At 66.3% G+C, this 22528-nt stretch carries 24 protein-coding genes; 8 read left to right on the top strand and 16 right to left on the bottom strand.

The features are described from left to right. Positions 1–45: 45 nt before the first annotated feature. Complete coding sequence (locus O5K39_RS08370; RefSeq protein ID WP_271146819.1) at positions 46–816, bottom strand: SDR family oxidoreductase; 771 nt, start codon at positions 814–816, stop codon at positions 46–48. 192 nt (positions 817–1008) lie between these two features. On the opposite strand from O5K39_RS08370, the gene O5K39_RS08365 reads away from it, so the two are divergent. Then, entirely contained in the window at positions 1009–2283 is a 1275-nt protein-coding gene (locus O5K39_RS08365; protein ID WP_271146818.1) for an EAL domain-containing protein, read from the top strand. A 222-nt stretch (positions 2284–2505) separates the two neighbouring features. On the opposite strand, the gene rpmB is transcribed toward O5K39_RS08365, so the two are convergent. Beyond that, complete coding sequence (rpmB, locus tag O5K39_RS08360; protein ID WP_271146817.1) at positions 2506–2802, bottom strand: 50S ribosomal protein L28; 297 nt, start codon at positions 2800–2802, stop codon at positions 2506–2508. 209 nt (positions 2803–3011) lie between these two features. On the opposite strand from rpmB, the gene O5K39_RS08355 reads away from it, so the two are divergent. Continuing rightward, positions 3012–3479: a DUF3617 family protein gene (locus tag O5K39_RS08355; RefSeq protein WP_271146816.1), complete on the top strand. Its 468-nt coding sequence runs from the start codon at positions 3012–3014 to the stop codon at positions 3477–3479. Positions 3480–3484: 5 nt separating this feature from the next. Here O5K39_RS08355 and O5K39_RS08350 read toward each other — a convergent pair whose 3' ends face one another. From O5K39_RS08350 to fdxA, 4 genes are all read right to left on the bottom strand, one after another. Further along, positions 3485–4039, bottom strand: coding sequence for a hypothetical protein (locus tag O5K39_RS08350; RefSeq protein WP_271146815.1), 555 nt, complete (start codon positions 4037–4039; stop codon positions 3485–3487). A gap of 226 nt (positions 4040–4265) precedes the next feature. Beyond that, the gene (locus O5K39_RS08345) at positions 4266–6509 is read right to left on the bottom strand and encodes a calcium-binding protein (protein WP_271146814.1); all 2244 of its coding nucleotides are present in this window, start codon (positions 6507–6509) and stop codon (positions 4266–4268) included. A gap of 209 nt (positions 6510–6718) precedes the next feature. Then, a complete protein-coding gene (locus tag O5K39_RS08340) occupies positions 6719–7273 on the bottom strand; it encodes a CarD family transcriptional regulator (RefSeq protein ID WP_271146813.1) in 555 nt (184 codons plus the stop codon). A gap of 299 nt (positions 7274–7572) precedes the next feature. Continuing rightward, entirely contained in the window at positions 7573–7914 is a 342-nt protein-coding gene (gene fdxA, locus O5K39_RS08335; RefSeq protein ID WP_271146812.1) for a ferredoxin FdxA, read from the bottom strand. 211 nt (positions 7915–8125) lie between these two features. On the opposite strand from fdxA, the gene O5K39_RS08330 reads away from it, so the two are divergent. Then, positions 8126–8752 (top strand): YceI family protein, encoded by a 627-nt coding sequence (locus tag O5K39_RS08330; protein WP_271146811.1) that lies wholly within the window; start codon positions 8126–8128, stop codon positions 8750–8752. On the opposite strand, the gene O5K39_RS08325 is transcribed toward O5K39_RS08330, so the two are convergent. From O5K39_RS08325 to O5K39_RS08290, 8 genes are all read right to left on the bottom strand, one after another. Beyond that, positions 8742–9035 (bottom strand): RNA-binding S4 domain-containing protein, encoded by a 294-nt coding sequence (locus O5K39_RS08325; RefSeq protein ID WP_271146810.1) that lies wholly within the window; start codon positions 9033–9035, stop codon positions 8742–8744. The genes O5K39_RS08330 and O5K39_RS08325 overlap by 11 nt on opposite strands. Then, on the bottom strand, positions 9032–11518 hold the full coding sequence (locus O5K39_RS08320) for a helicase-related protein (RefSeq protein ID WP_271146809.1): 2487 nt from the start codon (positions 11516–11518) through the stop codon (positions 9032–9034). The genes O5K39_RS08325 and O5K39_RS08320 overlap by 4 nt, the downstream gene beginning before the upstream one ends. 48 nt (positions 11519–11566) lie before the next feature. Beyond that, positions 11567–12172 (bottom strand): 2-hydroxychromene-2-carboxylate isomerase, encoded by a 606-nt coding sequence (locus O5K39_RS08315; protein WP_271146808.1) that lies wholly within the window; start codon positions 12170–12172, stop codon positions 11567–11569. Next, positions 12169–12903 (bottom strand): SDR family NAD(P)-dependent oxidoreductase, encoded by a 735-nt coding sequence (locus O5K39_RS08310; protein WP_271146807.1) that lies wholly within the window; start codon positions 12901–12903, stop codon positions 12169–12171. Before O5K39_RS08310 ends, O5K39_RS08315 begins: the two co-directional genes overlap by 4 nt. A gap of 39 nt (positions 12904–12942) precedes the next feature. After that, the gene (locus O5K39_RS08305; RefSeq protein ID WP_271146806.1) at positions 12943–13383 is read right to left on the bottom strand and encodes an ABA4-like family protein; all 441 of its coding nucleotides are present in this window, start codon (positions 13381–13383) and stop codon (positions 12943–12945) included. Positions 13384–13518: 135 nt separating this feature from the next. Next, on the bottom strand, positions 13519–13785 hold the full coding sequence (locus O5K39_RS08300) for a hypothetical protein (RefSeq protein ID WP_271146805.1): 267 nt from the start codon (positions 13783–13785) through the stop codon (positions 13519–13521). 202 nt (positions 13786–13987) lie between these two features. Then, positions 13988–14272, bottom strand: coding sequence for a transcriptional regulator (locus tag O5K39_RS08295; protein ID WP_271146804.1), 285 nt, complete (start codon positions 14270–14272; stop codon positions 13988–13990). Further along, positions 14269–14925, bottom strand: coding sequence for a hypothetical protein (locus tag O5K39_RS08290; protein WP_271146803.1), 657 nt, complete (start codon positions 14923–14925; stop codon positions 14269–14271). Before O5K39_RS08290 ends, O5K39_RS08295 begins: the two co-directional genes overlap by 4 nt. Before the next feature lie 109 nt (positions 14926–15034). Between O5K39_RS08290 and dnaG the strand changes: the two genes are divergently transcribed. The 3 genes from dnaG (at position 15035) to rpoD (ending at position 20422) form a co-directional block, all read left to right on the top strand. Then, complete coding sequence (dnaG, locus tag O5K39_RS08285; protein WP_271146802.1) at positions 15035–16897, top strand: DNA primase; 1863 nt, start codon at positions 15035–15037, stop codon at positions 16895–16897. Positions 16898–17032: 135 nt separating this feature from the next. Then, entirely contained in the window at positions 17033–18070 is a 1038-nt protein-coding gene (locus O5K39_RS08280; RefSeq protein ID WP_271146801.1) for an FkbM family methyltransferase, read from the top strand. A gap of 396 nt (positions 18071–18466) precedes the next feature. Next, entirely contained in the window at positions 18467–20422 is a 1956-nt protein-coding gene (gene rpoD, locus O5K39_RS08275) for an RNA polymerase sigma factor RpoD (protein WP_271146800.1), read from the top strand. A gap of 97 nt (positions 20423–20519) precedes the next feature. On the opposite strand, the gene O5K39_RS08270 is transcribed toward rpoD, so the two are convergent. Together O5K39_RS08270 and O5K39_RS08265 are read right to left on the bottom strand one after the other, a co-directional pair. Next, positions 20520–20867, bottom strand: coding sequence for a DUF1428 domain-containing protein (locus O5K39_RS08270; protein ID WP_271146799.1), 348 nt, complete (start codon positions 20865–20867; stop codon positions 20520–20522). Positions 20868–20968: 101 nt separating this feature from the next. After that, on the bottom strand, positions 20969–21460 hold the full coding sequence (locus O5K39_RS08265) for a VOC family protein (RefSeq protein ID WP_271146798.1): 492 nt from the start codon (positions 21458–21460) through the stop codon (positions 20969–20971). A 174-nt stretch (positions 21461–21634) separates the two neighbouring features. On the opposite strand from O5K39_RS08265, the gene O5K39_RS08260 reads away from it, so the two are divergent. Together O5K39_RS08260 and O5K39_RS08255 are read left to right on the top strand one after the other, a co-directional pair. Further along, positions 21635–22162, top strand: coding sequence for a hypothetical protein (locus O5K39_RS08260; protein ID WP_271146797.1), 528 nt, complete (start codon positions 21635–21637; stop codon positions 22160–22162). Between the two features lie 44 nt (positions 22163–22206). Further along, positions 22207–22527, top strand: coding sequence for an Mpo1-like protein (locus O5K39_RS08255; protein ID WP_271146796.1), 321 nt, complete (start codon positions 22207–22209; stop codon positions 22525–22527). Position 22528: the final 1 nt, after the last annotated feature.

The raw sequence follows: 22528 nt of genomic DNA, 5'->3' as shown, positions 1-22528 counted from the left end.
GCCGCCTCCAGTCGCCAGATCAGGTCTTGCTTCAGGGAAGGTCTATCACCAGGCAATCGTTATCCCGCCGTCCACCACCAGGGTCTGGCCCGTCATATAGGCCGAGGCGGGGGATGCGAGATAGACGGCGGCGCCGGCGATTTCGTCGGGCTGGCCGATCCGCTTCAGCGGGGCGGGGCCGGTGACCTCCTTCAGCAGGTCGGGGTTCTCCCACAGGTAGCGGGCGAAGTCGGTCTGGACCAGGCCCGGCGCGATGCAGTTGACCCGGATGTTGGACGGCCCCCACTCCACCGCGAGGTTCCGCGCCAGCTGCATGTCGGCGGCCTTGGAGATGTTGTAGGCGCCGATCAGGGCGTTTCCGCGCAGGCCCCCGATCGACGAGACGATGATGATGGAGCCCTCCTTCCGCTCCAGCATCTGGGGGGCGACCATCTGGATCAGCCAGTGGTTGGAGACGACGTTATTCTGGAGGATCTTGCCGAACTGCTCGTCGTTGATCCCCGCCATCGGCCCGGCATAGGGGTTGGTCGCGGCGTTGCAGACCAGGATATCGATGCGGCCGAAGGCGGCATTGGTCTCGTCCACGAGCCGTTGCAGGTCTTCCTTCGAGGCGATGTTGGCCGGCACGGCGATGGCGCGACCCTCTCCGTATTTCGCGTTGATCGCCGAAGCCGCCTCGTCGCAGGGCCCGGCCTTGCGCGAGGAGATGACGACCCGGGCCCCGTGTTCGGCCAGCCGCTGGGCGATGGCCAGGCCGATGCCTTTGGACGAGCCGGTGATGACGGCGACCTTGCCCGTCAGGTCGAACAGTTCCATGCGCTTGCTCCGTCGCGGTCATGACGCCGCCTGAGGGATGGTTACGATGCCCGGGCGGGCCCGCCAACCGTGACGTCGCGGAAGGGGACGCGGAATCATTCTGCGCGCCCCCTAGCGGCGGCGCTGCAATCGCCTGATACTCGGTCGATTCCACCCGGGACCGGCGCAAGCCCTTCCCACAGTCTGGCGACCATGCGCGCACTGACCACCGCCTTCCTGTTCTTCGCCTACGCCTTCGTGGCGATGACGGTCGGTGCCTTCCTGTGGCGGGCGGGACTGGGCGGAGGCGCGGGATTCGCGGCGGCGGTGGGCAGCTTCGCCCTGCTGGGGGTGGTCCACCTGCTGGCGACCGGCGGGGGGCAGCGCAAGGCCCTGCGCGCCGAGATCGGTCAGGTCCGCGAGGCGCACCGGCTGTTGGCCGACGCCATGGAGCAGCAGCAAAACGCCCTGGCCGAGCTGGCCCAGGCCATCGAGGCGGGTGCCCTGAACACCGCCGAGGAGCTGACCGGCGAGGTGCGGATGCTGGAGACCCTGATCCAGCAGATGAGCGAATCGATCGACGAGCGGTTGAAGGTCGCCCCGATGATCGCCCCCGACAGCCCCGACGCGCGTCGCCGCCAGCAGGGCAATATCCTGCTCAAGACCGTCCACGACGCGCTGAGCGAGAACCGGGTGGATCTGTACCTCCAGCCTGTGGTCAGCCTGCCCCAGCGCCGGACTATCTTTTACGAGAGCTTCACCCGGCTGAGGGACGCGACGGACCGGGTGATGATGCCGGCCGAGTATCTGTCGATCGCCGAGGGCGAGGGGCTGGTGCCGGCCATCGACAACCTGCTGCTGTTCCGCTGTGCCCAGATCGTGCGGCGGCTGGCGCGTCAGGATCGCAAGGTCGGCGTCTTCTGCAACGTGGCCCTGTCGTCCCTGGGCGACGAGACCTTCTTTCCGCAGTTCCTGGACTTCCTGAGCGAGAACCGCGACCTGAACCAGGCCCTGATCTTCGAACTGGGTCAGGCGACCTTCGATGCGCGGGGCGCGGTCGAGGCCCGCAACATGGCCAAGCTGGCCGATCTGGGCTTCCGGTTCTCGCTGGACAAGGTCCAGACGCTGGACCTGAACTTCTCGGACCTGCAGCGGTCGGACGTGCGGTTCATCAAGGTGGCGGCGGACCTGCTGATCGAACAGTTACTGGACCTGGACGGCGGTGCCCCCCTGCGGTCGATGCCCGACATCCAGGCCTCGGACTTTGCCCAGCTGACCCGGCGCTACGGCATCGAGGTGATCGCCGAGAAGTGCGAGAACGAGCGCCAGATCATCGACATCCTCGAGCTCGACGTCTCGATGGGCCAGGGCCACCTGTTCGGGGAGCCGAGGGCCATCAAGGAGGCCGTCCTGGCCGAGACCGATCCCCCCGCCGACTTCGTCCGCTCGACCCTGCTCAGCGCGGAGCGGCGTCGGCGCTACGCCTGACACCCTTCATTCCGTCATCCTCGGGCTTGTCCCGAGGATCCAGAAACACCGTCGATAGTATGGCTCACGGCCGTCACCGGGAGTCTGGATCCTGGGCACAAGGCCCAGGATGACGGTGGGTTGAGGGTTGGAGACGTTCAATGAACGATCCGCCACAGACAGCCACAAAACAAAAAGGCCGCCCCGGGGGGCGGCCTTTTCGATATCAGCGCGGCGCCCGAATCAGGCGGCGGCGAGTTCGGCGATCTTGGCCTTGACCTGGCGCTTGATCTTCTGGGCGGTGGGCGAGAGCTGCTCGTCGCCGGCCTTGACGATGAAGGCGTCCAGGCCACCCTTGTAGTCCAGGGTGCGCAGGGCGGCGTTGGAGATGCGCAGGGTGTAGGACTGGCCCAGGGCCTCCGACGCCAGCTTGACCTTCTTCAGCGACGGCAGGAACCGGCGCTTGGTCTTCACATTCGAGTGGCTCACGCTGTGGCCGACCATCGGGCCGATACCGGTGAGTTCGCAACGACGCGACATCGCGTAATCCTTGAAAGCGGGCCTTCGCGAGCGTCGCGCCGGCATGAAACGGGAAGCGCGCAAGAGTTGCCCCTTGCGCGAGAGGGGGCCGTATAGAGGAACCGGAGCCGCCGCGTCAAGGCTTTGCAGGCACCCGCAGCCATTCAGCGCCGGTTCAAATCCCGCCATATAGTCGTGTCAGCGTCGAAGTCTGTGACTACAAGGGCTGTATGATGACCTTCACCGCGCTCGCTCTCCGTCTGGTCGCCGTGGCGGCCCCTGCCCTGGCCGCCGGGGCCCTGCTGGCCGCGCCGGCGAGCCTGGCCCAGTCGGGCGGGGCCGACACCGTCCTGCCCGGCTATTGGGAATACACGACCTCGGCCGTAGGCATCCGCGACACCGAACAGAAATGCGTGCGGCCGTCCGAGATCAACCGCTTCGTCGGCGGCCTGTCGACGCGGCGCTGGCGCTGCACCTATCCGGTGCGCCAGTTCGCCGGCGGCAATGCCCGATTCGAGGGCACCTGCACCGATCGCAAGGGTCGCCGGGTCAATGTGCGGCTGAGCGGCACCTATCGCACCGAAAGCTTCCGCTTCAGCGGCGGAGCCCAGCTGGCGCGCGGCACCCCCTATCTGCCGGCCAGCATCACGGCGCGGCGGATCGCGGCGGTGTGCCCGGCCAACGCCGAGTATTTCTGAGGGCGTCACCCGGATGCGGCCATGAGCCGGTCGAGGGCTCTTGAGACATCGTCGACCGTTTCAACCGTTTCAGCCGTTTGGGCTTGCTGGGCGAGGCGAGCACGAACCGGCTGCATTTCGCGTTCCAGGGCCTCGAAATTGCGGTCGATCTCGGCCAGGTCCGCCTCGAGCGCCAGCCGAATGCGCCGCCAGCGCAAGGCCCCGTTCGCATCGCCGCGCAGCACGGCACGCTTCATCCGCTGGTCGGCGACCTCGATCATCAGAGGGTGATCGACCTGATCGAGATCGCCGTCGATCGCCATATCCAGCGCGGCACCCTCGTCGGCGGGATCGAGCTCGAACCCCGGGGCCCAGGGCAGGTCCGCGCGCCGCCAGCCCTCGGCGCGGGCGCGTTCATACAGGGCCGTCAGCCCGACGCCGTGCCGACGCCGACAGTCGGAGGCGGACAGTCCCCCAACATAGTCCTCGCGCACCCGCGCCCAGACAGCCTCCGGCGCCGCAGGCCGTCCACCGCCCCGGCGACGCGACGTCTCGCCCGACTCATCTTCCAATCGGTCCACGACCCCCTCCTTACGCTCATCGTCCACAGAGGCGGCGAGGATGACACAGGCTCTGACCTGGGCGCGTTCGAGGGGGTCATCGCAGGAGCAATCCCTTTGTTTCATTGGGATTGGACGGTTGAAGTTTGAAACCTGGAGCGGTTGGACAAGCCGGGATAGGCGCTGAAACGTGCCGAAAGCGGTCTCTCGTGAGGTCTGCTATGGGGGGTTAGCGGACCTCTCTGCGCTATAGATACCAGTCGTGCCCGCGCGCCGACGCCGCCTCGCCGAGGAAGGCCATGACGTCGCTGTCTGAGGGGATGGCGACGCCGGGACCGCCGATGTCGTCCGAGACCGATAGAACTTCCGGCCCCGCGTCCTTGATCGACGGCTCCAGCTCGCCCGCGCCGGCGCTCCAGCGGATGTCCGAGGCCGCCAGCGTCGTGCCGGCCAGCTGGATCAGCATATCGTTCGTGCCGTTTCCGCCCAGGTCGACGAACAGGAAGCTGCCGCCGTTGGCATATGCGATGCCGAACGTATCCGATCCGCCCGTCCGCACCGCGCTGAGGTCGAGCCGGTCCTGGCCAGACACAAATCCAAAGATCGTGTCAGCGGCGGCGACCGTCGAATCCGACGCCGCCCGATAGACGAAGGTGTCCGCTCCGCCGTCTCCGAACAGCACGTCCGCTCCGCCGCCGCCAGTGATGCTGTCGTTCCCCGCCCCGCCCTGGATCGGATCGGCCAGGCTGGAGCCTATCAGAACGTCGGCCTGGCTGGAGCCGATCAGATAAACGCCGAAAGTGGTCCCGGCGACAGCGGACCCATACAAGACATCATTGCCATTGACGGCCCGTCCGGCTGCGGAGATCAGCAGGCTCCCGCCTGCCGCGTCCGCAAAAATGAAGCTGGAGCCATTGTCGGTGCGGACGATGCTTACGGCCGTCAACCCGCCCCGGATATTGAGCCAGATCTTGTCGATGCCGGTCTCGAAATCATAAATATTGTCAGTGGCGCTAGCAGTCGATTCGGTAACGGCCAAATAGTTGAAGATGTCGGCACCCAAGCCCCCGGCTAGGGCGTCCGCGCCCCGACCCCCGGTTATCGTGTCGTTCGAAGCGGCGCCCACGATCCAGTCCGCACCTGATGAGCCATTAAAGTCGATCGGGATGTCGGTGCGACTGGCCAGAATGAAATCGGAGCCTTGCAATGTCCTCTGGACATAGATCGGTATGCTGCCGTTGAACTGGGCGTTGTAGTTCGCGAGAACATAACTGTCCCCGTTCGAGAGACGCTGAATTCTGATGCTTTCGGGCTGCAGCGCAGTCAGGTTGATCGCGTCGATCCCGGTCTGGAAATCTGTAATGGTGTCTGCCCCGGCGGTGCTGAAGGCCCCGTAGATGAACTGGTCCGCCCCCGCACCTCCGGTCATGAGGTCAACGCCGTCACCTCCGGTCAGCACATCGTCGCCCGCGCCCCCGTTCAGCACGTCATCGCCCGCGCCGCCGTTCAAGGTGTCACTCCAGTCGGATCCGATCAGCAGATCCGCCCCGTCGAACCCAATCATGTTGAAACGTGGAGCCTGGCTGGTCGGGTCGGAAACATCGCCGGCCTGGATCAGGCCATTGACGCCGATCACCGTCTGGGGCCCCGTCGCATGCCTGGCGAAGACCAAGGTGGATGTGCTGCTTACCCGAACCAAGCTGACGCTGCCGTTGACCACACCGACAGCCAACAAGCGGTCTACCCCGGTCTGGAAATCGACGATCGAGTCGATGGCAGACTCTGTTGAATCACCGGCTGCGAACTGGAATGAATCGACGCCTTCACCGCCGGTCAACGTGTCGAGCCCCAGCCCGCCAGCCAGCTGGTCCGAACCCGCGCCACCCTCGATCAGATCGTTGCCTTCCCAGCCGACAAGTAAGTCGTTCCCGTCGTCGCCGCTGACGAGATCGTCGCCGGCACCTCCGTTGATGAAATCATGGCCTGCCCTGCCCGAAAGGATATCGTCGCCGCTCTGGCCGTATAGAAACTCTCGGTTGGCCGTGCCGATCAGGCGGTCACCTCGACTAGTGCCCCGGATGGAAATTTCGCTCGTAGCGACCACGTCTGCCAAGTTCACCAGGGTGTTGACCGTCAGTGACATCCCCGGCGGCGACGTCCTGATCAGACTAGTCCCGTCTTCCCGCCAAAGGATTTCGATCGGGCCGAAATCGAGCACTTCGATGCGGTCCACGCCGCTCTCGAAGTCTGTGACCACCCCGCCGCCGGACTCGTTGGCGCGGATGTAACGAATGATGTCCGCCCCGGCACCGCCGTAGAATACGTCGCCACCCGATCCGCCAATTAGGATGTCGTCGCCAATCCCGCCGTGCAGAAAGTCGTTCCCCTCGCCCCCCGACAGCACGTCGTCGCCGTCGAAGCCATAGACTTGATCGTCACCTGACGATCCGGTCAGGGTGTCGGCGCTGCTCGTTCCGGTGAAAAAAGGCATGTCGTACTCCTGGGCCAAGGTCACGTAACCCGTCTCCTTTCCGATCGCTACTGCAGATTGCAGGCCCAAAATGGTGATCGCCAAGGTCCGCTTCGGGTCGAGAGCTGTCAGAAACATGGCACCGGAAAGCAGACCTTCGGCCGCGGCTCGCCCAAAAAAAGGCCCGGTGTTTCCACCGGGCCTTTCTGCATTCGGCGATCCGGGAGGGATCAAGCGGCTTCGGCCTCGGCGTCTTCCTCGACGGCGACGGGGGCGTTGGCCTTCTTGGCGCTGAGGGACTTGGCCAGCAGCTGGACGGCGGCGTCCTTGTCGATGCGGTTGGCGGCGGCGACCTCGCGGGCCATCCGGTCCAGGGCCGATTCATAGAGCTGGCGCTCGGAATAGGACTGTTCCGGCTGCGAATCCGCGCGGTGCAGGTCGCGGACCACCTCGGCGATCGAGATCAGGTCGCCCGAGTTGATCTTGGCTTCGTATTCCTGGGCGCGACGCGACCACATGGTGCGCTTGATGCGGGCGCGGCCCTTCAGCGTGGTCAGGGCCTTGGTCACGACGTCGTCGGAGGCCAGCGAACGCAGGCCGGCGGTCTTGGCCTTCTTCGTGGGGACGCGCAGGGTCATCTTCTCGTGGTCGAAGGTCACGACATAGACTTCCAGCGACATGCCGGCGACTTCCTGGGTCTCGACCGCAGCGACCTTGCCGACGCCGTGCGCCGGATAGACGACCGCGTCGCCAACCTTGAATTCCAGAACGCTCTTGGTGGTCATGTCATTCCTTTCCCGGACGCAGGGGCCGAAGACACGAAGGCGCATGACGCAGACAGGTTCTCGTCCGCCAGCGAAGCTGTCGGAGGAAACGTGCAGGCGTCAAATGCGGAAACGGATCACCCAACCTCTGGCCGATCCCGTCTTCATGGACGGGATTCTGTCGCAAACTCGGGCGGAGCACGAAAACATGCGGCCGCCCGATCCAATGATTGAGAACCTATCACAAAACTGGGGATTTTCAAAGCGGGACGTCGGGTAAGGCCCGCGACGGCGCATTATGGCGGCTTTGCGGCAGGCGATCAGGAGCCCTTGCCCGGGTTCGGGCTGAAGTGGGTCTCGAACTTGTTCTCGACGCGCTCCCAGTCCTCGCGGTCGGCGGGGGGCGTGCCCTTGACGGTGATGTTGGGCCAGACCTTGGCGTAGGAGGCGTTGATCTGGAGCCACTTGCCGTCGGGCTCGTCTTCGGTGTCGGGCTTGATGGCGTCGATCGGGCATTCGGGCTCGCAGACGCCGCAGTCGATGCATTCGTCCGGCGCGATGACCAGGAAGTTCTCGCCCTCGTAGAAGCAGTCCACCGGACAGACCTCGACACAGTCCATGAACTTACATTTCACGCAGGCGTCGGTGACGATGTAGGTCATGGGCGGGAATAGGCGCTGTCGGTTGGGAAGGTCGGGTTGCGCAGATGACCCCGACGGGGCTCACTGTCAACCGAACGGGGCTGAATGCGTTGAACAGCAAATCTGTCGCCACTTGCGCCCCCGGCCCTCTTGCGGTGACGTGAAACACGGCTATTTGCATCAGTACCGATTACAGTTCTCCCGTCATTGCCGTCCCAACCCAGGAGTTTCCATGTCGAACCGCCGCCTCTTCATCCGTTCCGCCGCCCTGGCCGGGGCCGCCGCCGTCCTGATTTCGGGCGGGGTCGTCGCCCAGGCCGCCCTGACCAAGAACCCGGCCGAGGTCCAGGCCGGGACCTACAAGCTGGATTCGTCTCACGGCAAGATCACGTGGTCGCTGAACCATCTGGGCTTTTCGACCTATACGGGCCAGTTCACGGGCGTGACGGCCGACCTGACCATCGATCCGGCCAATCCGTCGGCGGCGACCCTGACGGCGACCGTGCCGATCTCTGGCCTCGACGACACCTCGCCGGGCCTGAAGACCCACCTGCAGACGCCCGACTTCTTCGATGCGGCCCAGTTCCCGACCGCCACCTTCGTCGCGAAGACGATCACGGTCGACAGCGACGACGCGACCGAGGCCGATGTGGTCGGCGACCTGACCCTGCACGGCGTGACCAAGCCGGTGACCCTGGAGGTCAAGTTCAACCAGGCGGGCGCGATGCGCGGTGCCTATCGCCTCGGCTTCGACGGCGAGACCACGATCAAGCGGTCCGAGTTCGGCATGTCCTATGGTCTTCCGGCCATCGGCGACGAGGTCGAACTCCACATCGAGGGCGAGTTCGTCAAGCAGTAGGGTCCAGCCCTTCAAGACTGGAATACAGGGCGCGGGCCTCCAGTGGGGGTCCGCGCCGTTCGCCGAGCGCCTCGACGCGCAGGGCGGTGACACGGCCGTCGATCGCGAAGGTGATCTCGTCGCCGGGGTGGACGACACGGCTGGGCTTGTCGAGGCGAGTCTGGCGGCCCTGACGGGTGAGGCGGACGGCCCCGCGCTCGACGAGGGCGGCGGCCAGCGACCGCGTCTTCACGAACCGCGCGCGCCACAGCCAGATGTCGATGCGGACCGAGCCTTCGCTCATGCGGAGGGTGATGCCTTCTTCCGCCTCGGCCGCTTGCGGCGGGCGGGCGGTGCGGGGGCGGTGAGTTCGGCCAGTCTGGCGAAGGGCGAATCCTTGACCACCAGGGGCTTGCCGGGCCGGTCCGGCTGCTGGGCGCGGGTGGATTTCAGGGCGGCGAGGAGGGCACCGGCCTCGCCGGACTTCAGGCCGAGACCGGTCAGGGTGTCGACGGGTATGTCGCCCTTGCCCGCCGCCTGTTTGAGGTCGGCGAGGCGTTCCAGCAGTTCGACCGGGGCCGACCAGCGGCCGACCGTACGCCGCCCGAAGGCCGACAGGGCGCGAATCGACGGCACCGGGAGCGGCAACAGGGTCAGCCCCTCCCCCGACGCGCGGAAAGGTTCGGTCGCTGCGAAGGCCTGGGCAAGCACCCGCCCGCGCGGTTTGAGCACGCTAGGCAGCCAGACCGAATGGGTGCCGACCCGGATGGCGAAGGTCTTGATCGTGCGGCGCTCGACCTGGCTGAGGGCGGCGAGGTCGCGCTCGACGTCACGGCGGTCGATGACCCCGCCGGCCTCCAGCAGGCGAAAGGCGATGCCGCGCGGCAGGCCCTTGAGGACGCCGGTTTCGATGGCCTGTTTCAGACGGCGCAGATCGCGGAGGGCCCGCCCCGCCTCGGCCGCCAGCCAGGCCTCGATGCGGCGCTGGGCCCGGTCGCGCGCGGCCTGCGGGCCCAGATCGCCGATCAGCCGGACGCGCGGCGAGAAGGGTTCGGTGTTGACGATTTTCGCGGCCAGAGCACCCGACCAGAGCACGTCGCCCTCGGGCGTCACGCTGAACGCTTCATCGGCGTCGGCGGCGAGGCGGCCGAGGCGGCGGGTGATCTCGGGCGTGACGGCGCGCAGGGCGGCGGTCTTCAGCGTGCGGTCGGCCAGGGCGGAGCCACCCCTGTCGCCGGCGAATCGAACCCCCTCCAGATGGCCGACCGCCTCGCCGTCCACGGTGACGACGCCGTCGGAGGCGACCTCGGCCAGGGTGTCGGCGCGGTCGTGCAGGGAGCGCATCAGGGCGGTGGTCTTGCGATCGACGAACCGGGCGGTCAGGCGGTCGTGCAGAACGTCCGACAGCCGGTCCTCCAGTGCGCGGGTGCGGTCGCGCCAGCCTTGCGCCTGATCCAGCCAGTCGGGGCGGGCGGCGATGTAGGACAGGGTGCGCACGCCGCTGAGCCGCGCCGAAAGCTGGTCGATCTGGCCGTCGTCGCGATCCAGTTCCGCGAACCGGGGCCCCATCCAGTCGTCGGTCAGCCGGCCGCGTTTGCCGGTCAGGGCGTGGAAGATGTCGCGCGACAGTCGGGCGTGTTCGTCCAGGGTCGTCTTCTGGAAATCCGGCAGCTGGCAGCATTCCCACAGCCGCATGATGGTCCCGCGCGAGCGGCTGATCGCCTTGATGTCGTCGTCCTGCATGGCCCGGCGCAGCAAGGTTTCGTCCAGGGCGGGCAGGGTCAGTTTCAGGCCGCCCCGCTGAGGTGTCTGCACCAGCGAACGCAACAGGTCCGGCAGGGTGTCGAAGTCTAGCCGAGCGTTGCGCCATTCCGCGTTCTGGACCGGATCGAACTGGTGGTTGACGACCTGTTCGACCAGATCCTCATCGAGTTCCTCGCATTCGCCGGTGACGCCGAAGGTGCCGTCGCGGATGTGGCGGCCGGCACGGCCGGCGATCTGGGCGATCTCGTGGGCGTGGAGCCAGCGGGTGCGACGGCCGTCGAACTTGCGCATCCCGGCGAAGGCGACATGGTCGACGTCCATGTTCAGACCCATGCCGATGGCGTCGGTGGCGACCAGGAAGTCCACCTCGCCCGACTGGAACAAGGCGACCTGGGCGTTGCGGGTGCGGGGCGAAAGACTGCCCATGACCACGGCCGCCCCGCCCCGTTGCCTGCGGATCAGCTCGGCGATGGCGTAGACCTGCTCTGTGCTGAAGGCGACGATGGCCGAGCGGCGCGGCAGGCGGGTCAGCTTCTTGGACCCGGCATAGCTGAGGTTAGACAGCCGCTCGCGCGTGACGATCTCGATGTCGGGGATCAGGCGGCGCATCAAGGGGGCCATGGTCCCGGCCCCCAGGAACATGGTCTCGAACCGACCCCGGGCGTGCAGCATCCGGTTGGTGAAGACGTGGCCGCGTTCGGGATCGGCGACTAGCTGGATCTCGTCCACGGCCAGGAACTCGACCTCCCGCTCCAGCGGCATGGCCTCGACGGTGCAGACCCAGAAATGCGGACGCGGCGGGATGATCTTTTCCTCGCCCGTGATCAGGGCCACCGCATTGGCCCCGCGCAGCCTGACCACCCGCTCATAGATCTCGCGGGCCAGCAGCCGCAGCGGCAGGCCGATCATGCCCGAGGCGTGGCCCAGCATCCGCTCGACCGCAAGATGGGTCTTGCCGGTGTTGGTGGGGCCCAGCACCGCGACGACGCGGGACGGAGCCTGGCCTGTGGAGCGGTCGCTCATGATCGCCATAAGGTGGCGATTCGCTGTGGGTTCCTCAACCTCGCCCGATCACTTTGCGGCGACCATCTCCTCGACTTGCCCCAAGCGTTCCTTGCCGAAGAACATCTCGTCGCCGACAAAGAAGGTGGGCACGCCAAAGGCTCCGCGCTCGACGGCCGCAGCGGTGTTGTCCGCCAGCTTCGCCTTGACCGGATCGGTCTGGGCCGCCGTCAGGATCGCCTCGGCGTCCAGACCCGCCTCGCTCAGGACCGAGGCGAGCACAGCCGGGTCGCCCATTGCCAGACGACGTTCCCAGAAGCCCACCGACACCGCCTCGACATAGGCATCGAAATCCATGCCGGGCGCGACGGCGCACAGCCCGCGCATGGCCAGCAGGCTGTTGATCGGAAAGTGCGGGTTCATCCGGAATGCGGTCAGCCCGTGTCGGGCGATAAAGCGCCGGATTTCCAGCATCTCGTAGTCCATCTTGCCCTTGATGCCGCCGAACGCGACCATCGGCGCCTGATTGCCCGTCGCCTTGAACAAGCCGCCCAGCAGGCAGGGGATCAGGTTGACGGTTGCGCCCGTTCGTTCCGCGACGCCCGACAAAGCCCGGAGCGCGAAATAGCCGTTCGGGCTGGCGAAATCGAAGATGAAGTCGATCGTCTTGCTCACCAGGTTTCCTTCCACGGGCGCAGATCCAGTTCGAACGTCCAGGCGCTGCGCTGTTGGTTGTGCAGCCAGACGTAATTTTTGGCGATCTCGTCGGGCTTCAGGATGGCGTCTTCGTCCAGCAGGGTTTGGATGTCAGACGCGATGGAGCGGGCGAAGACGCCATCGATCATCCCGTCGACCACGACGTGGGCGACATGGATGCCTTGCGGGCCCATCTCTCTCGCCAGGCTCTGGGCCAGCTGACGCAGCGCCGCCTTTGCCCCCGCAAAGGCCGAGAAACCCGCGCCGCCCCGCGTCGAGGCGGTCGCCCCCGTGAACAGGATCGTGCCCTTGCCGCGCGGGGCCATGACGCGCGCGGCCTCGCGTCCCGTGAAGAAGCCGGACAGGGCCGCCATCTCCCAGACCTTGGAATAGACCTGGGCCGTCGTGTCGATGACCGAGAACCGCACGTTCGCGCCGATGTTGAACACCACGACCTGCAACGGGCCGATTTCGGCCTCGATCTTGTCTACCAAGGCGATCATCTCGGCCTCGACGCGGGCATCGACGCCGAACGCATGGGCCTCGCCGCCCTCGGCGCGGATGGAGGCGGCCACAGCCTCAAGCTGATCCAGGTTGCGCGGGCGCCGGGTGATGCAGACCGCCAGATCCTCGCGCGCAAAGGCGCGGGCGATCGCGGACCCGACCCCGTCTCCGGCACCGACGATCAGGCAGGATGGCTTCAGTGACATTGGCGGTCTCCCTGGATGAGAGACCGTTTCATATCGAAACTAACTCGTCAATGCGGGCGGCTGACGACGCACCAGCGCCGCCCGCGCCCCCAGGTAGGCCAGCAGCCCGACCGGACCCGCCATCAGCGTCAGGAACAGTACAGGCAGCATGGCCCAGTGGGGCACGCCGCGCTTGCCGGCGTCCTCGATCGCCCATGATCCGACCCACAGGTCGAAGGCCAGATAGTGGACCCAGCCGACCAGGACCGCCTTCGGCTGGCTGAAGCCTTGGGTGAGGCCTGACAGAGTGGTCAAGTCGCCGCCGAGGCCGCCGCTCGCGACCGCCTGGACCAGCAATACCGTGTAGGTGACGGACAGGCCGACGGCGATGCAGCGCGCCGCCGCGATCGCCAGTTGGCGTCGCAGCGGGGCCAGCGCCAGGATGATCCACCCGACCAGGGCGACGGTGTTGGCGATGTTGAACAGGGTGTCGAGGCTCACGGGAGGCTCCCTCCACGGCTCGAAGACCCCCGATGGGTTCAACCGGCCTGGCCTTGCCGAGCCTATATCCCTTGCTGGAGCCCGCAAGACGCAGGCCGTCCTTGAAGCTTCACCATGTGGCGAAGCCTCGTGAGATCAGGGAAGCGGCGCGAAGCTCTTGTCTTCGCGCAGGGCCGAGGCCTTGCGGACCGCCATCGGGGCGGCGCTAAACCAGTAGCCGGCGTCGTCGTCGCGGTGCGCCTGTTTGCGCTCCACGCCGCGCAGGCGGCGCAGGGCGGCGTTCTCGAGCAGGCGCGCGTGCATCGCGCGGGGCGACAGTTCGGCGATGGCGGGAGAGCCGGGAACGGCGACGGTGTCGGGTCCGATGGGCTCCACCGCCGGGCGGGCGATAGAGATGAACATGGCGAGCCTTCGTAACGCAGGTATCGAGATTGCGACGCCGATCGCGTCCTGGCCCCGGCGGCCCATCGCCTTCTGTGACGGGTCGTATGGTTAATCCACAGATCCTGTGGACAGTTCCATGCATGGGCAGAAAATATGTGCGTATTCAGGCAGTTATGGTCACGCTTTGAGCGTATTGGTAAACAGAAGGTTAACGAACCCCTCAGGCCGGGTCGGTGATCCGGGACAGGTGGGCCAGCCAGGCCCTGCGCCCGACGGGCGTCAGAACGATCCGTGTACGGGGTTTTCTGCCGAGAAATCCGCGACGTAGCTCGATATAGGCCGCCCCTTCCAGCCTTTGCAGGTGGCTGGACAGGCTGTTGTTAGGCAGTGCCAGCACGGCGGCCAGTTCGGTGAAGTCGGCCGCCCCGCGATCGGACAGAAAGTCGAGAATACCCGCCCGGACACGGCTGGACAGCAGCGGATCGACCGGAAACGGCGCGTTCAACGGGCCCTCTGACGCATCAGGATGACCGCCGGGACGAAGGCGAGCAGCAGCAGACAGGCGCAGATCAATGGCATCATGCTCGGGGTGTTGGCGGTGATCGCCATTCCGATCGCCGCCGCATAGGAGCCGATGGCCACGACCAGTAGCCATTTCCGTTCGCTGGTCACACCCGTGACCCACCAGGCGCAGCCCCACAGTGTCAGCAGCACCGGCCAGAGGAAGTTGGCGGCGTAGGCATGGTCAAGATGAGTGTCGCCCTGCGTAAACAGCCGCATCGACGCGACGATGGTCACCAGACCGATGAAGGCCGCGCTCCAGGTCGCGACGGCCGCGCGGCTGAGCCTGATCCGATTGGGGCCGAAGGTGCGCCAGACCGTCCAACCAAGGGCCAACACAAACGCGATCGGCGCCGCGACGAAGGCCCAGCGGCCCAGGAATTCGGAGATCGGTCCAACGTCGCCGCCCGGTTGGGGAAGACCTTCGATCAGGAAGGCAATCATGACAGCCAAGATCGCGAACCCGTAGCCCCCGCCGAACACCGCCATGAGCAACAGGAACGGTGCCGGCTCGCCGCGGCCGGCCACGGCCAGCCGCTTCAGATAGGCGATGTCGCTTTCGTCGGTGGACGGCGTCGGGGTCGTGGCGTCGGACATGGCAGGGCTCCGGTTTCGGTGTGACTACTTTCAATTTCAAAGTTGTCGAGTCAAGAGCCTTCGTGTGGAGAGAGTCGCTAGTCGGCTCAGCCCGCGTTAAGGATCGACGGTGCGTTTCGATGACCGTTTCCTGGAAGAACTGAAGGCCCGCCTTCGCCCGTCCGACGTGATCGGGCGGTCGGTGAAGCTCAAGCGTCAGGGACGGGAATGGGTCGGCCTGAGTCCCTTTTCGAAGGAGAAGTCGCCGTCGTTCTTCGTCAACGACGACAAGGGGTTCTTTCACGACTTCAGCTCGGGCAAGCACGGCGACGTCATCAGCTTCCTGCAGGAAACGGAGCGGCTGTCGTTTCCGGAGGCGGTCGAACGCCTCGCCGCCGAGGCCGGGATGCAGATGCCGGCAGAAGACCCGGAGGCGGCCGAGCGGGAGCAGAAACGTCAGGGCCTGTCGGACTGGATGGACCTGTCCCAGAAATGGTTCGCGGCCAATCTGCGCCGGTCGGTGGGCAAGGCGGCGCGCGAATATCTGGAGCGGCGCGGCCTGCCTGAGGATCAGTGGGCACGGTTCGGCCTGGGCTATGCGCCCAATGATCGCGAGGGGCTGAAAGGCGCGCTGGTGCAGCGGGGGGCCAAGCCCGGCGACCTGGTCGAGATGGGGATGCTGATCTCACCCGAGGGCGGGGGCCAGCCCTATGACCGGTTCCGCGACCGACTGATGTTCCCGATACTGGACGCGCGCGGGCGGATCGTCAGCTTCGGCGGTCGGGCGATGAACCCCGACGACCGGGCCAAATACCTGAACGGCCCCGAGAGCCCGCTGTTTCACAAGGGGGCGACACTCTACGGCCTGCCCGAGGCGCGGCGCATCCTGGGGGCCGAGAGCAAGGGCAAGGCGGCGATCATTGTCGTCGAAGGATACATGGACGTCATCGCCTGTCAGCGGGCGGGCCTGCCGGCTGTGGCGCCCATGGGCACGGCCCTGACCGAAGACCAGATGGCCCTGCTGTGGCGGACATCGTCCGAGCCGGTGCTGTGTTTCGACGGCGACGGGGCGGGTCAGAGGGCGGCGTTTCGGTCCATCGAACGCGCCCTGCCCCTGTTGAAGCCCGGCCGGTCGTTCCGGTTCGCCCTGCTGGAGGGGGGGCAGGACCCGGATGACATCCTGAGGGACAAGGGGGCACCCGCCTTGCGCCAGGCGATGAGCGAGACCCGGCCGTTCGCCGAGATGCTGTTCCGGCGCGAGGTCGAGGTCGAGCCGCTGGATACGCCCGAACGGCGCGCGGGCCTCAAGGGTCGGCTGCGTCAGGCAGCGGCCCTGATCCAGGACAAGGATCTGGCCGAACAATACCGGCGCGAGATGTTCGAGCGGTTCGACGGCCTGTTTCCCAGCCGGGCTGCACCCCAGGAGCGGCCTCAACAAACAGGCGGACGCTGGCGACCAGGTCCGCCGCCCAAGCTGGGCCAAACCTCGGAAGGCGCGCAGGCGATGCAGTCGTTGTCGCGCTCGATCGAGCCGGTGGCGGCGGCGTTGGCACACGGAGTCATCGAGGATCCCGAGCGGATGGACGACCATCTGGAGGCCATTTCCTCGCACGGGTTCGGCGATGCGGCGCTGGACGGGCTGGCGCATGAGCTGGTGCGGCTGAGGTTCTCCGATGCGGCGATGGATTCGGCTCTGTTGCGGCGGCGGTTGTCGGCCACGGGCCACGACGACCTGCTGCGCGAGGTCGAGAAGGCGGCGGCCAAGTCGGGAGCGCCGTTCCTTGACGCCACGTCCAGCACCGCCGACGCTCGCCTGCGCTGGGCCCAGGGGTTCGAGGCCCTGACCCGGGTCGCGGCGCTGGAACAGGCCCTGGCCTCGGCCAAGTCGGGTGCCGACCAGGCCTTCGACGCCCCGGCCTTCAGCCGCCTGAAGGCCGAACGCGATGCCCTGCGCCGGGCGGTAAGGACGGGGGAGATCTGGAGCGCGGGCTGAGGATGCTTCTCGGGCGCGATGATCTCGGTCCTTGTGGAACCAGACGACATTTACGGTAGCTCGCAACCCGCGCGGGATTGTAAGGAAGACGCGCCGGTCTCGCCTTTTCGACCGTCGTCCAGACTGGATTTCCGGATGTTTCGCCGCCTTCGCAGACACCTTACCGCCGAGACGCCCGTGACACCGGCCGAACCGGTGCCGCAGGCCGTGACGGAAGTCCCCGGGACCAGCCCGCTGTCCCCTCGCGTCCAGTCGGCCGTTCAATTCCGGCGCGAGCATCCGAACGACTTCTACGGCGGGTGGGAAGAGGAGGACATTGCCCTGTTCCAGAGCGCGCGCCGGTCCTCAACGGCTCAGCCCGGCACGATCACCGATTTCCTGGGCACCCGGACCGCAACGGGCCTGCATCCCTGGGCGGCGTGGCATGACGGTGCTGTTTTCGACGACCTGCCCATCCCCGACGATCAGCTGCGCGCCGAGGCGATCGAGTATTTCGCTCTGCTGCACGCTTTCGATCGGGCCGGACCCGACAGCTTCACGATCGCTGAACTGGGCGCCTCGTTCGGACCCTGGGTCTGCGCCGCGGCGGTGGAGGCCCGACATCGCGGGGTGCCGCAGGTTCGTTTGACGGCGGTCGAGGCCAGCCACCTGCATTTCGAGCAGATCCAGTACCACCTGGCCACGAACGGCGTGTCGATCGAGAACGCCGAGCTGAATTTGGTCCACGGCGCCATCGCGACCGAGGCGGGGACGCTGTACTTCCCCAAGGTCCACAGCCTGAACGACAACGGCAGCCAGGCCGTCGAGACAGCGCGCGATCACGACTACATCGGCCGCGAAGTCGAGCACGAGGCGGTCACCGCCTATACCCTGGACCAGGTGCTGGCCGAGGGGATCACCGATCTGCTGCACGTCGACATTCAGGGCACCGAGGGCCGGCTGCTGAGCGCCAACATCGACCTGCTGGACGCCCGGGTGCGGACGATGTTCATCGGCACCCATTCCCGCCGAATCGAGGGCGAACTGCTGGACCTGCTGCATGGCCGGGGCTGGACCCTGGTGCGCGAGCGGCCCTGCCAGTTCAGCTATCGGACCGAGATCGCCGACATCACCGGCTGGACCACGCGCGACGGCGGACAGGTCTGGACCAATCCGCGCCTCGACCGGGTCTGACGCCCGCAACCCTTGACAGGACGGCGGTCGCTCGCCATCTGGCGCATTCGGATCATCCTGCATTCGTGCGCGAGGTCGAGAAGGCGGCGGCTCAGTCCGGCGCGCCTTTCCTGGCCGCAGCAGCGCCCCTCGCCGATGGCTGAGGTCCGAACCGTCACGGCGGCCCTGATGGGCGCGACCGTCACCGCTCGCAGCACGCTGGGGGCGGATTGCGGCAGGCTGTGACGAACCCGACCAAGGAAGCGAATGAGGCCGATCCGGACGGTCGCCGTAACAAAACGGTGGCCGGGCGCGTTGTCTTTTTCGCAGGCGTTGCAATTTTGCCAGGGGTCAGCCCTTGGCATTCAGGTCCGGATCGGTCGCCAGATCGCCACGGACGCGGAGATTTGAGACTTCATGACGGATACGCAGGAACAGACCGAAGCCACGACGGACGGGCCGCTGCTCGACCTGACCGATGCCGGGGTCAAGAAGTTCATCAAGCAGGCCAAGGCGCGCGGCTATGTGACGATGGAGGAGCTGAACAAGGTCCTGCCGTCCGAGGAAGTCACGCCCGACGCTATCGAAGACACCCTGGCCATGCTGTCGGAGATGGGCGTCAACGTCGTCGAGGCGGAAGAGGACGCGGCCGAGAGCGGCGGCGAGGTCACGACCCGGGCCGAGACCGAGATTTCGGCCGAGAACGCCAAGCCGACCTATGACCGCACCGACGACCCCGTGCGGATGTATCTGCGCGAAATGGGCTCGGTCGAGCTGCTGAGCCGCGAGGGCGAGATCGCCATCGCCAAGCGGATCGAGGCCGGTCGCGACGCCATGATCAGCGGCCTGTGCGAAAGCGCCCTGACGTTCGAAGCCATCATGGTGTGGCGCGACGAACTGGCCAACAACCGCATCCTGCTGCGCGAGGTCATCGACCTGGACGCCACCTACGGCGTGATCAACCCCGCCTCCCTGCCCCACAACCAGCCGCAACAGCCCATTCCGGGCCAGCCCCAGCCGGTCGTGGTCGCCCCCGAACCTGTCGAGGGCGCCGAGCCCAAGCCCGAGACGGACGACGAAGAGGACGAGGACTTCGACGACGGCGGCGGGATGTCGATCTCGGCGCTGGAAGCCGAGCTGCGCGATGGGGTCATGGAGATCCTGGACGCGATCGCCAACGATTTCGATGCCTTCAGGAAGCTGCAGGAGCGGCTGGTCGAGACGCGTCTGAAGGGCGAGGAGCTGAGCGCCAAGGACCGCAAGGCCTATGAGACCCTGTCGGTCGGGATCTCGGACCGGCTGAAGACGGTCAAGCTGAACAACAACCGCATCGAGGCCCTGGTCGAACAGCTGTACGCGATCAACAAACGCCTGATCGGGCTGGAAGGGCGTCTGCTCCGCCTGGCCGACAGCTACGGCATCTCGCGCCCCGAGTTCCTGAAGGCCTATTTCAGCTCGGAACTGGACCCCAACTGGTCCGAGCGGGTCAAGGAAATGGGCGTGCGCTGGACCAAGTTCAGCGACAACGAAGCCGTCCAGATCGCCAAGATCCGCGCCGATGTCGCCGCCGTGGCCATCGAGGCCGGCCTGCCCATCGACGACTATCGCCGCATCGTCCAGACGGTCCAGAAGGGCGAGCGCGAGGCCCGTCAGGCCAAGAAGGAAATGGTCGAGGCGAACCTGAGACTCGTGATCTCCATTGCGAAAAAGTACACGAACCGCGGCCTGCAGTTCCTGGACCTGATCCAGGAGGGCAACATCGGCCTGATGAAGGCGGTCGACAAGTTCGAGTACCGTCGCGGCTACAAGTTCTCGACCTACGCCACTTGGTGGATCCGTCAGGCGATCACCCGCTCGATCGCCGACCAGGCTCGGACCATCCGCATTCCGGTGCACATGATCGAGACGATCAACAAGATCGTGCGGACCAGCCGCCAGATGCTGCACGAGATCGGCCGCGAGCCGACCCCGGAAGAGCTGGCCGAAAAGCTGGCCATGCCGCTGGAGAAGGTCCGCAAGGTCCTCAAGATCGCCAAGGAGCCGATCTCACTCGAAACGCCGATCGGCGACGAGGAAGACAGCCACCTGGGCGACTTCATCGAGGACAAGAACGCCATCCTGCCCATCGACGCTGCTATCCAGTCGAACCTGCGCGAGACCACGACGCGCGTGCTGGCGTCCCTGACGCCGCGCGAGGAACGCGTCCTGCGCATGCGTTTCGGCATCGGCATGAACACCGACCACACTCTGGAAGAGGTCGGCCAGCAGTTCAGCGTCACCCGCGAACGCATCCGCCAGATCGAGGCCAAGGCCCTGCGCAAGCTGAAGCACCCCTCGCGGTCGCGGAAGCTGCGCAGCTTCCTGGACAGCTGAGGCGCGAAAGCACCGGAGACGACAAGGGGCCGCTTTCCGGAAGGGAGGTGGCCCTTTTTCTGGGCCTCTCCCAATGGGAGAGGGACAGGATGGCGACTCAGCTCGCGAAGATCGTCCCGAATCCGCCCCACATCATGCGCTTGCCGTCGAAGGGCATGTCCATGTTGGCCCAGGCGGGGTCGCTTTCCATGGTGGCGAAACAGGCGTCGGCGGTCGCCTTGTCGGGCCATTTGATCCAGGAGAAGACCACGGCCTCGCCCTCTTCAAGCTTCACGGCCAGGTCGAAGCCGGTGACCTTGCCGGGCGGGATGTCTTCGCCCCAGGTCTCGACCTGTTCGAGGGCGCCGTATTTCTGGAAGATCGGCCAGCTGGCCTCGGCCGAGGCGATGTATTTGGCCTTGTCGGCGATCTTCACGGGAATGAGGAAGCCGGAGACGTAGGACATTCTGGTGCTCCTTCGGAAGCGCTGACGCTCGGCTTGCGGAGCCTCGCTGCTTGAGCGCCTATGGTGGATGATGCGGCAGGCAGGCGTCTTGTACGAAGGCGTCAGGATACCGCGTCGGCGGCGGCTTCCAAGGTGGCGATGTCGATCTTTTTCATGGTCATCATGGCCTCGAAGGCGGCCTTGGCGCGGGCGGGGTTGGGGTCGGAGTGGAACTGCATCAGGCGTCTGGGCGTGATCTGCCAGTTGACGCCCCAGCGGTCCTTGCACCAGCCGCACATGCTCTCGGCGCCGCCGTTACCGACGATGGCGTTCCACAGACGGTCGGTCTCGGCCTGGTCGTCGGTATAGACCATGAAGGACACGGCCTCGGTCTGGGGGAACATCGGGCCGCCGTTCAGGCCCATGAAGGTGCGGCCGGCCATGGTGAACTCGACGACCAGCTCCTCGCCCGCAGGGGTCGAGGGGTTGTCTACGGGACTGTCGTGGACCGTGTCGACGCGGCTGTCGGGCAGGCCGAGCGAGACATAGAATTCGGCGGCGGCGCGGGCCTGGCCCAGGTCGTACCAGATGCAGGGGGTGATCTTGTCAGGCATGGCAGGGTCTCCAGACTGTATTTAACCATGCAGTTATTTAAGCGGGTCGTCAAGCCTGTCCCGGTGCCCGCCGACGGTCCGGCCGCCACAGACCCGCGTTCGCCCGGTCGACAGCGGCCCTGTCAGGAGGCATGGTGAGACCGGACGGCGGGGGCGGTCGGGGATCAGGCGGCCATGTTCAACATCGGGTTTCTGAAGACGCGTCTGGGCCAGTACGGGGCGCTGTGGGTCGCGGCCTTCGTGCTGACGGGGGCGGCAATCGGGGTCGGGGTCTTCTTCGACGACCTGATTTTCATCATCGACAAGGTGCTGCCCGTCGGCCTGGGGCTGGCGGCGCTGGGGCTGGGCGTCGGGGTGGTGGTCAGCCTGATGTCGAAGGAGACGCTGGGGACCAAGCTGGTGATCGTGATGCTGGCCGTGGTGCTGGCGATGCCGTTGCTGTGGGGGCCGGTGTCGGCGGCGGTGGTCGCGGCGTTCCTGGCCGACCGGTCGATCGAATATTCCCAGGTCTATGCCGCCTTCCAGATCCGGATCAGCGAGATCCTGTATCCGGTGACTCAAGCCGTGTTCGGCACGACGTTCCAGACGGTGTGGACCCTGTTCCAGGGGGCGGCGACGGTGGTGGGGTTTTTCTCGGCCCTGTCGACCCTGTGGCCGCGTATCCGGCGGTTGCTGGGCCCCGAACCCGTCCAGGAGGCGTGATCCGCGATCTTGTCAGATGCGACGTTCCGGCGCAGCATCGGCACATGAGCAGCCAGCCCGCACCCGAGCGATACGCCTCGTTCGCCGCCTTCTATCCCTACTATATCCACGAGCATTCGAACCGGACGTGCCGGCGGATCCATGTGGTGGGGACGACCGTGGTGCTGGCGGCGTTCGTCGGCTTCCTGTTCACGATGAACCCGTGGTGGCTGCTGGCCATGCCGGTGGTGGGCTATGGCGCGGCCTGGATCGGGCATTTCTTCTTCGAGAAGAACCGGCCGGCGACGTTCAGATACCCGCTGTGGAGCCTGATGGGCGACTGGCGGATGTGGTTCGAGACCCTGTCCGGCCAGCGGAAATTCTAGA

It is taken from the genome of Brevundimonas sp. NIBR10, from assembly GCF_027912515.1.
GTDB lineage: Bacteria > Pseudomonadota > Alphaproteobacteria > Caulobacterales > Caulobacteraceae > Brevundimonas.
Note: the sequence above shows the minus strand (reverse complement) of the source record. Positions and strands in the feature narration are given on the sequence as shown.

Excerpts from the sequence above, each read along its gene's own strand:
- O5K39_RS08370 (WP_271146819.1), bottom strand. The coding sequence starts at position 816 with ATGGAACTGTTCGACCTGACGGGCAAGGTCGCCGTCATCACCGGCTCG.
- O5K39_RS08365 (WP_271146818.1), top strand. The coding sequence starts at position 1,009 with ATGCGCGCACTGACCACCGCCTTCCTGTTCTTCGCCTACGCCTTCGTG.
- rpmB (WP_271146817.1), bottom strand. The coding sequence starts at position 2,802 with ATGTCGCGTCGTTGCGAACTCACCGGTATCGGCCCGATGGTCGGCCAC.
- O5K39_RS08355 (WP_271146816.1), top strand. The coding sequence starts at position 3,012 with ATGATGACCTTCACCGCGCTCGCTCTCCGTCTGGTCGCCGTGGCGGCC.
- O5K39_RS08345 (WP_271146814.1), bottom strand. The coding sequence starts at position 6,509 with ATGCCTTTTTTCACCGGAACGAGCAGCGCCGACACCCTGACCGGATCG.
- O5K39_RS08340 (WP_271146813.1), bottom strand. The coding sequence starts at position 7,273 with ATGACCACCAAGAGCGTTCTGGAATTCAAGGTTGGCGACGCGGTCGTC.
- fdxA (WP_271146812.1), bottom strand. The coding sequence starts at position 7,914 with ATGACCTACATCGTCACCGACGCCTGCGTGAAATGTAAGTTCATGGAC.
- O5K39_RS08330 (WP_271146811.1), top strand. The coding sequence starts at position 8,126 with ATGTCGAACCGCCGCCTCTTCATCCGTTCCGCCGCCCTGGCCGGGGCC.
- O5K39_RS08325 (WP_271146810.1), bottom strand. The coding sequence starts at position 9,035 with ATGAGCGAAGGCTCGGTCCGCATCGACATCTGGCTGTGGCGCGCGCGG.
- O5K39_RS08320 (WP_271146809.1), bottom strand. The coding sequence starts at position 11,518 with ATGAGCGACCGCTCCACAGGCCAGGCTCCGTCCCGCGTCGTCGCGGTG.
- O5K39_RS08310 (WP_271146807.1), bottom strand. The coding sequence starts at position 12,903 with ATGTCACTGAAGCCATCCTGCCTGATCGTCGGTGCCGGAGACGGGGTC.
- O5K39_RS08300 (WP_271146805.1), bottom strand. The coding sequence starts at position 13,785 with ATGTTCATCTCTATCGCCCGCCCGGCGGTGGAGCCCATCGGACCCGAC.
- O5K39_RS08290 (WP_271146803.1), bottom strand. The coding sequence starts at position 14,925 with ATGTCCGACGCCACGACCCCGACGCCGTCCACCGACGAAAGCGACATC.
- O5K39_RS08280 (WP_271146801.1), top strand. The coding sequence starts at position 17,033 with ATGTTTCGCCGCCTTCGCAGACACCTTACCGCCGAGACGCCCGTGACA.
- rpoD (WP_271146800.1), top strand. The coding sequence starts at position 18,467 with ATGACGGATACGCAGGAACAGACCGAAGCCACGACGGACGGGCCGCTG.
- O5K39_RS08270 (WP_271146799.1), bottom strand. The coding sequence starts at position 20,867 with ATGTCCTACGTCTCCGGCTTCCTCATTCCCGTGAAGATCGCCGACAAG.
- O5K39_RS08265 (WP_271146798.1), bottom strand. The coding sequence starts at position 21,460 with ATGCCTGACAAGATCACCCCCTGCATCTGGTACGACCTGGGCCAGGCC.
- O5K39_RS08260 (WP_271146797.1), top strand. The coding sequence starts at position 21,635 with ATGTTCAACATCGGGTTTCTGAAGACGCGTCTGGGCCAGTACGGGGCG.
- O5K39_RS08255 (WP_271146796.1), top strand. The coding sequence starts at position 22,207 with ATGAGCAGCCAGCCCGCACCCGAGCGATACGCCTCGTTCGCCGCCTTC.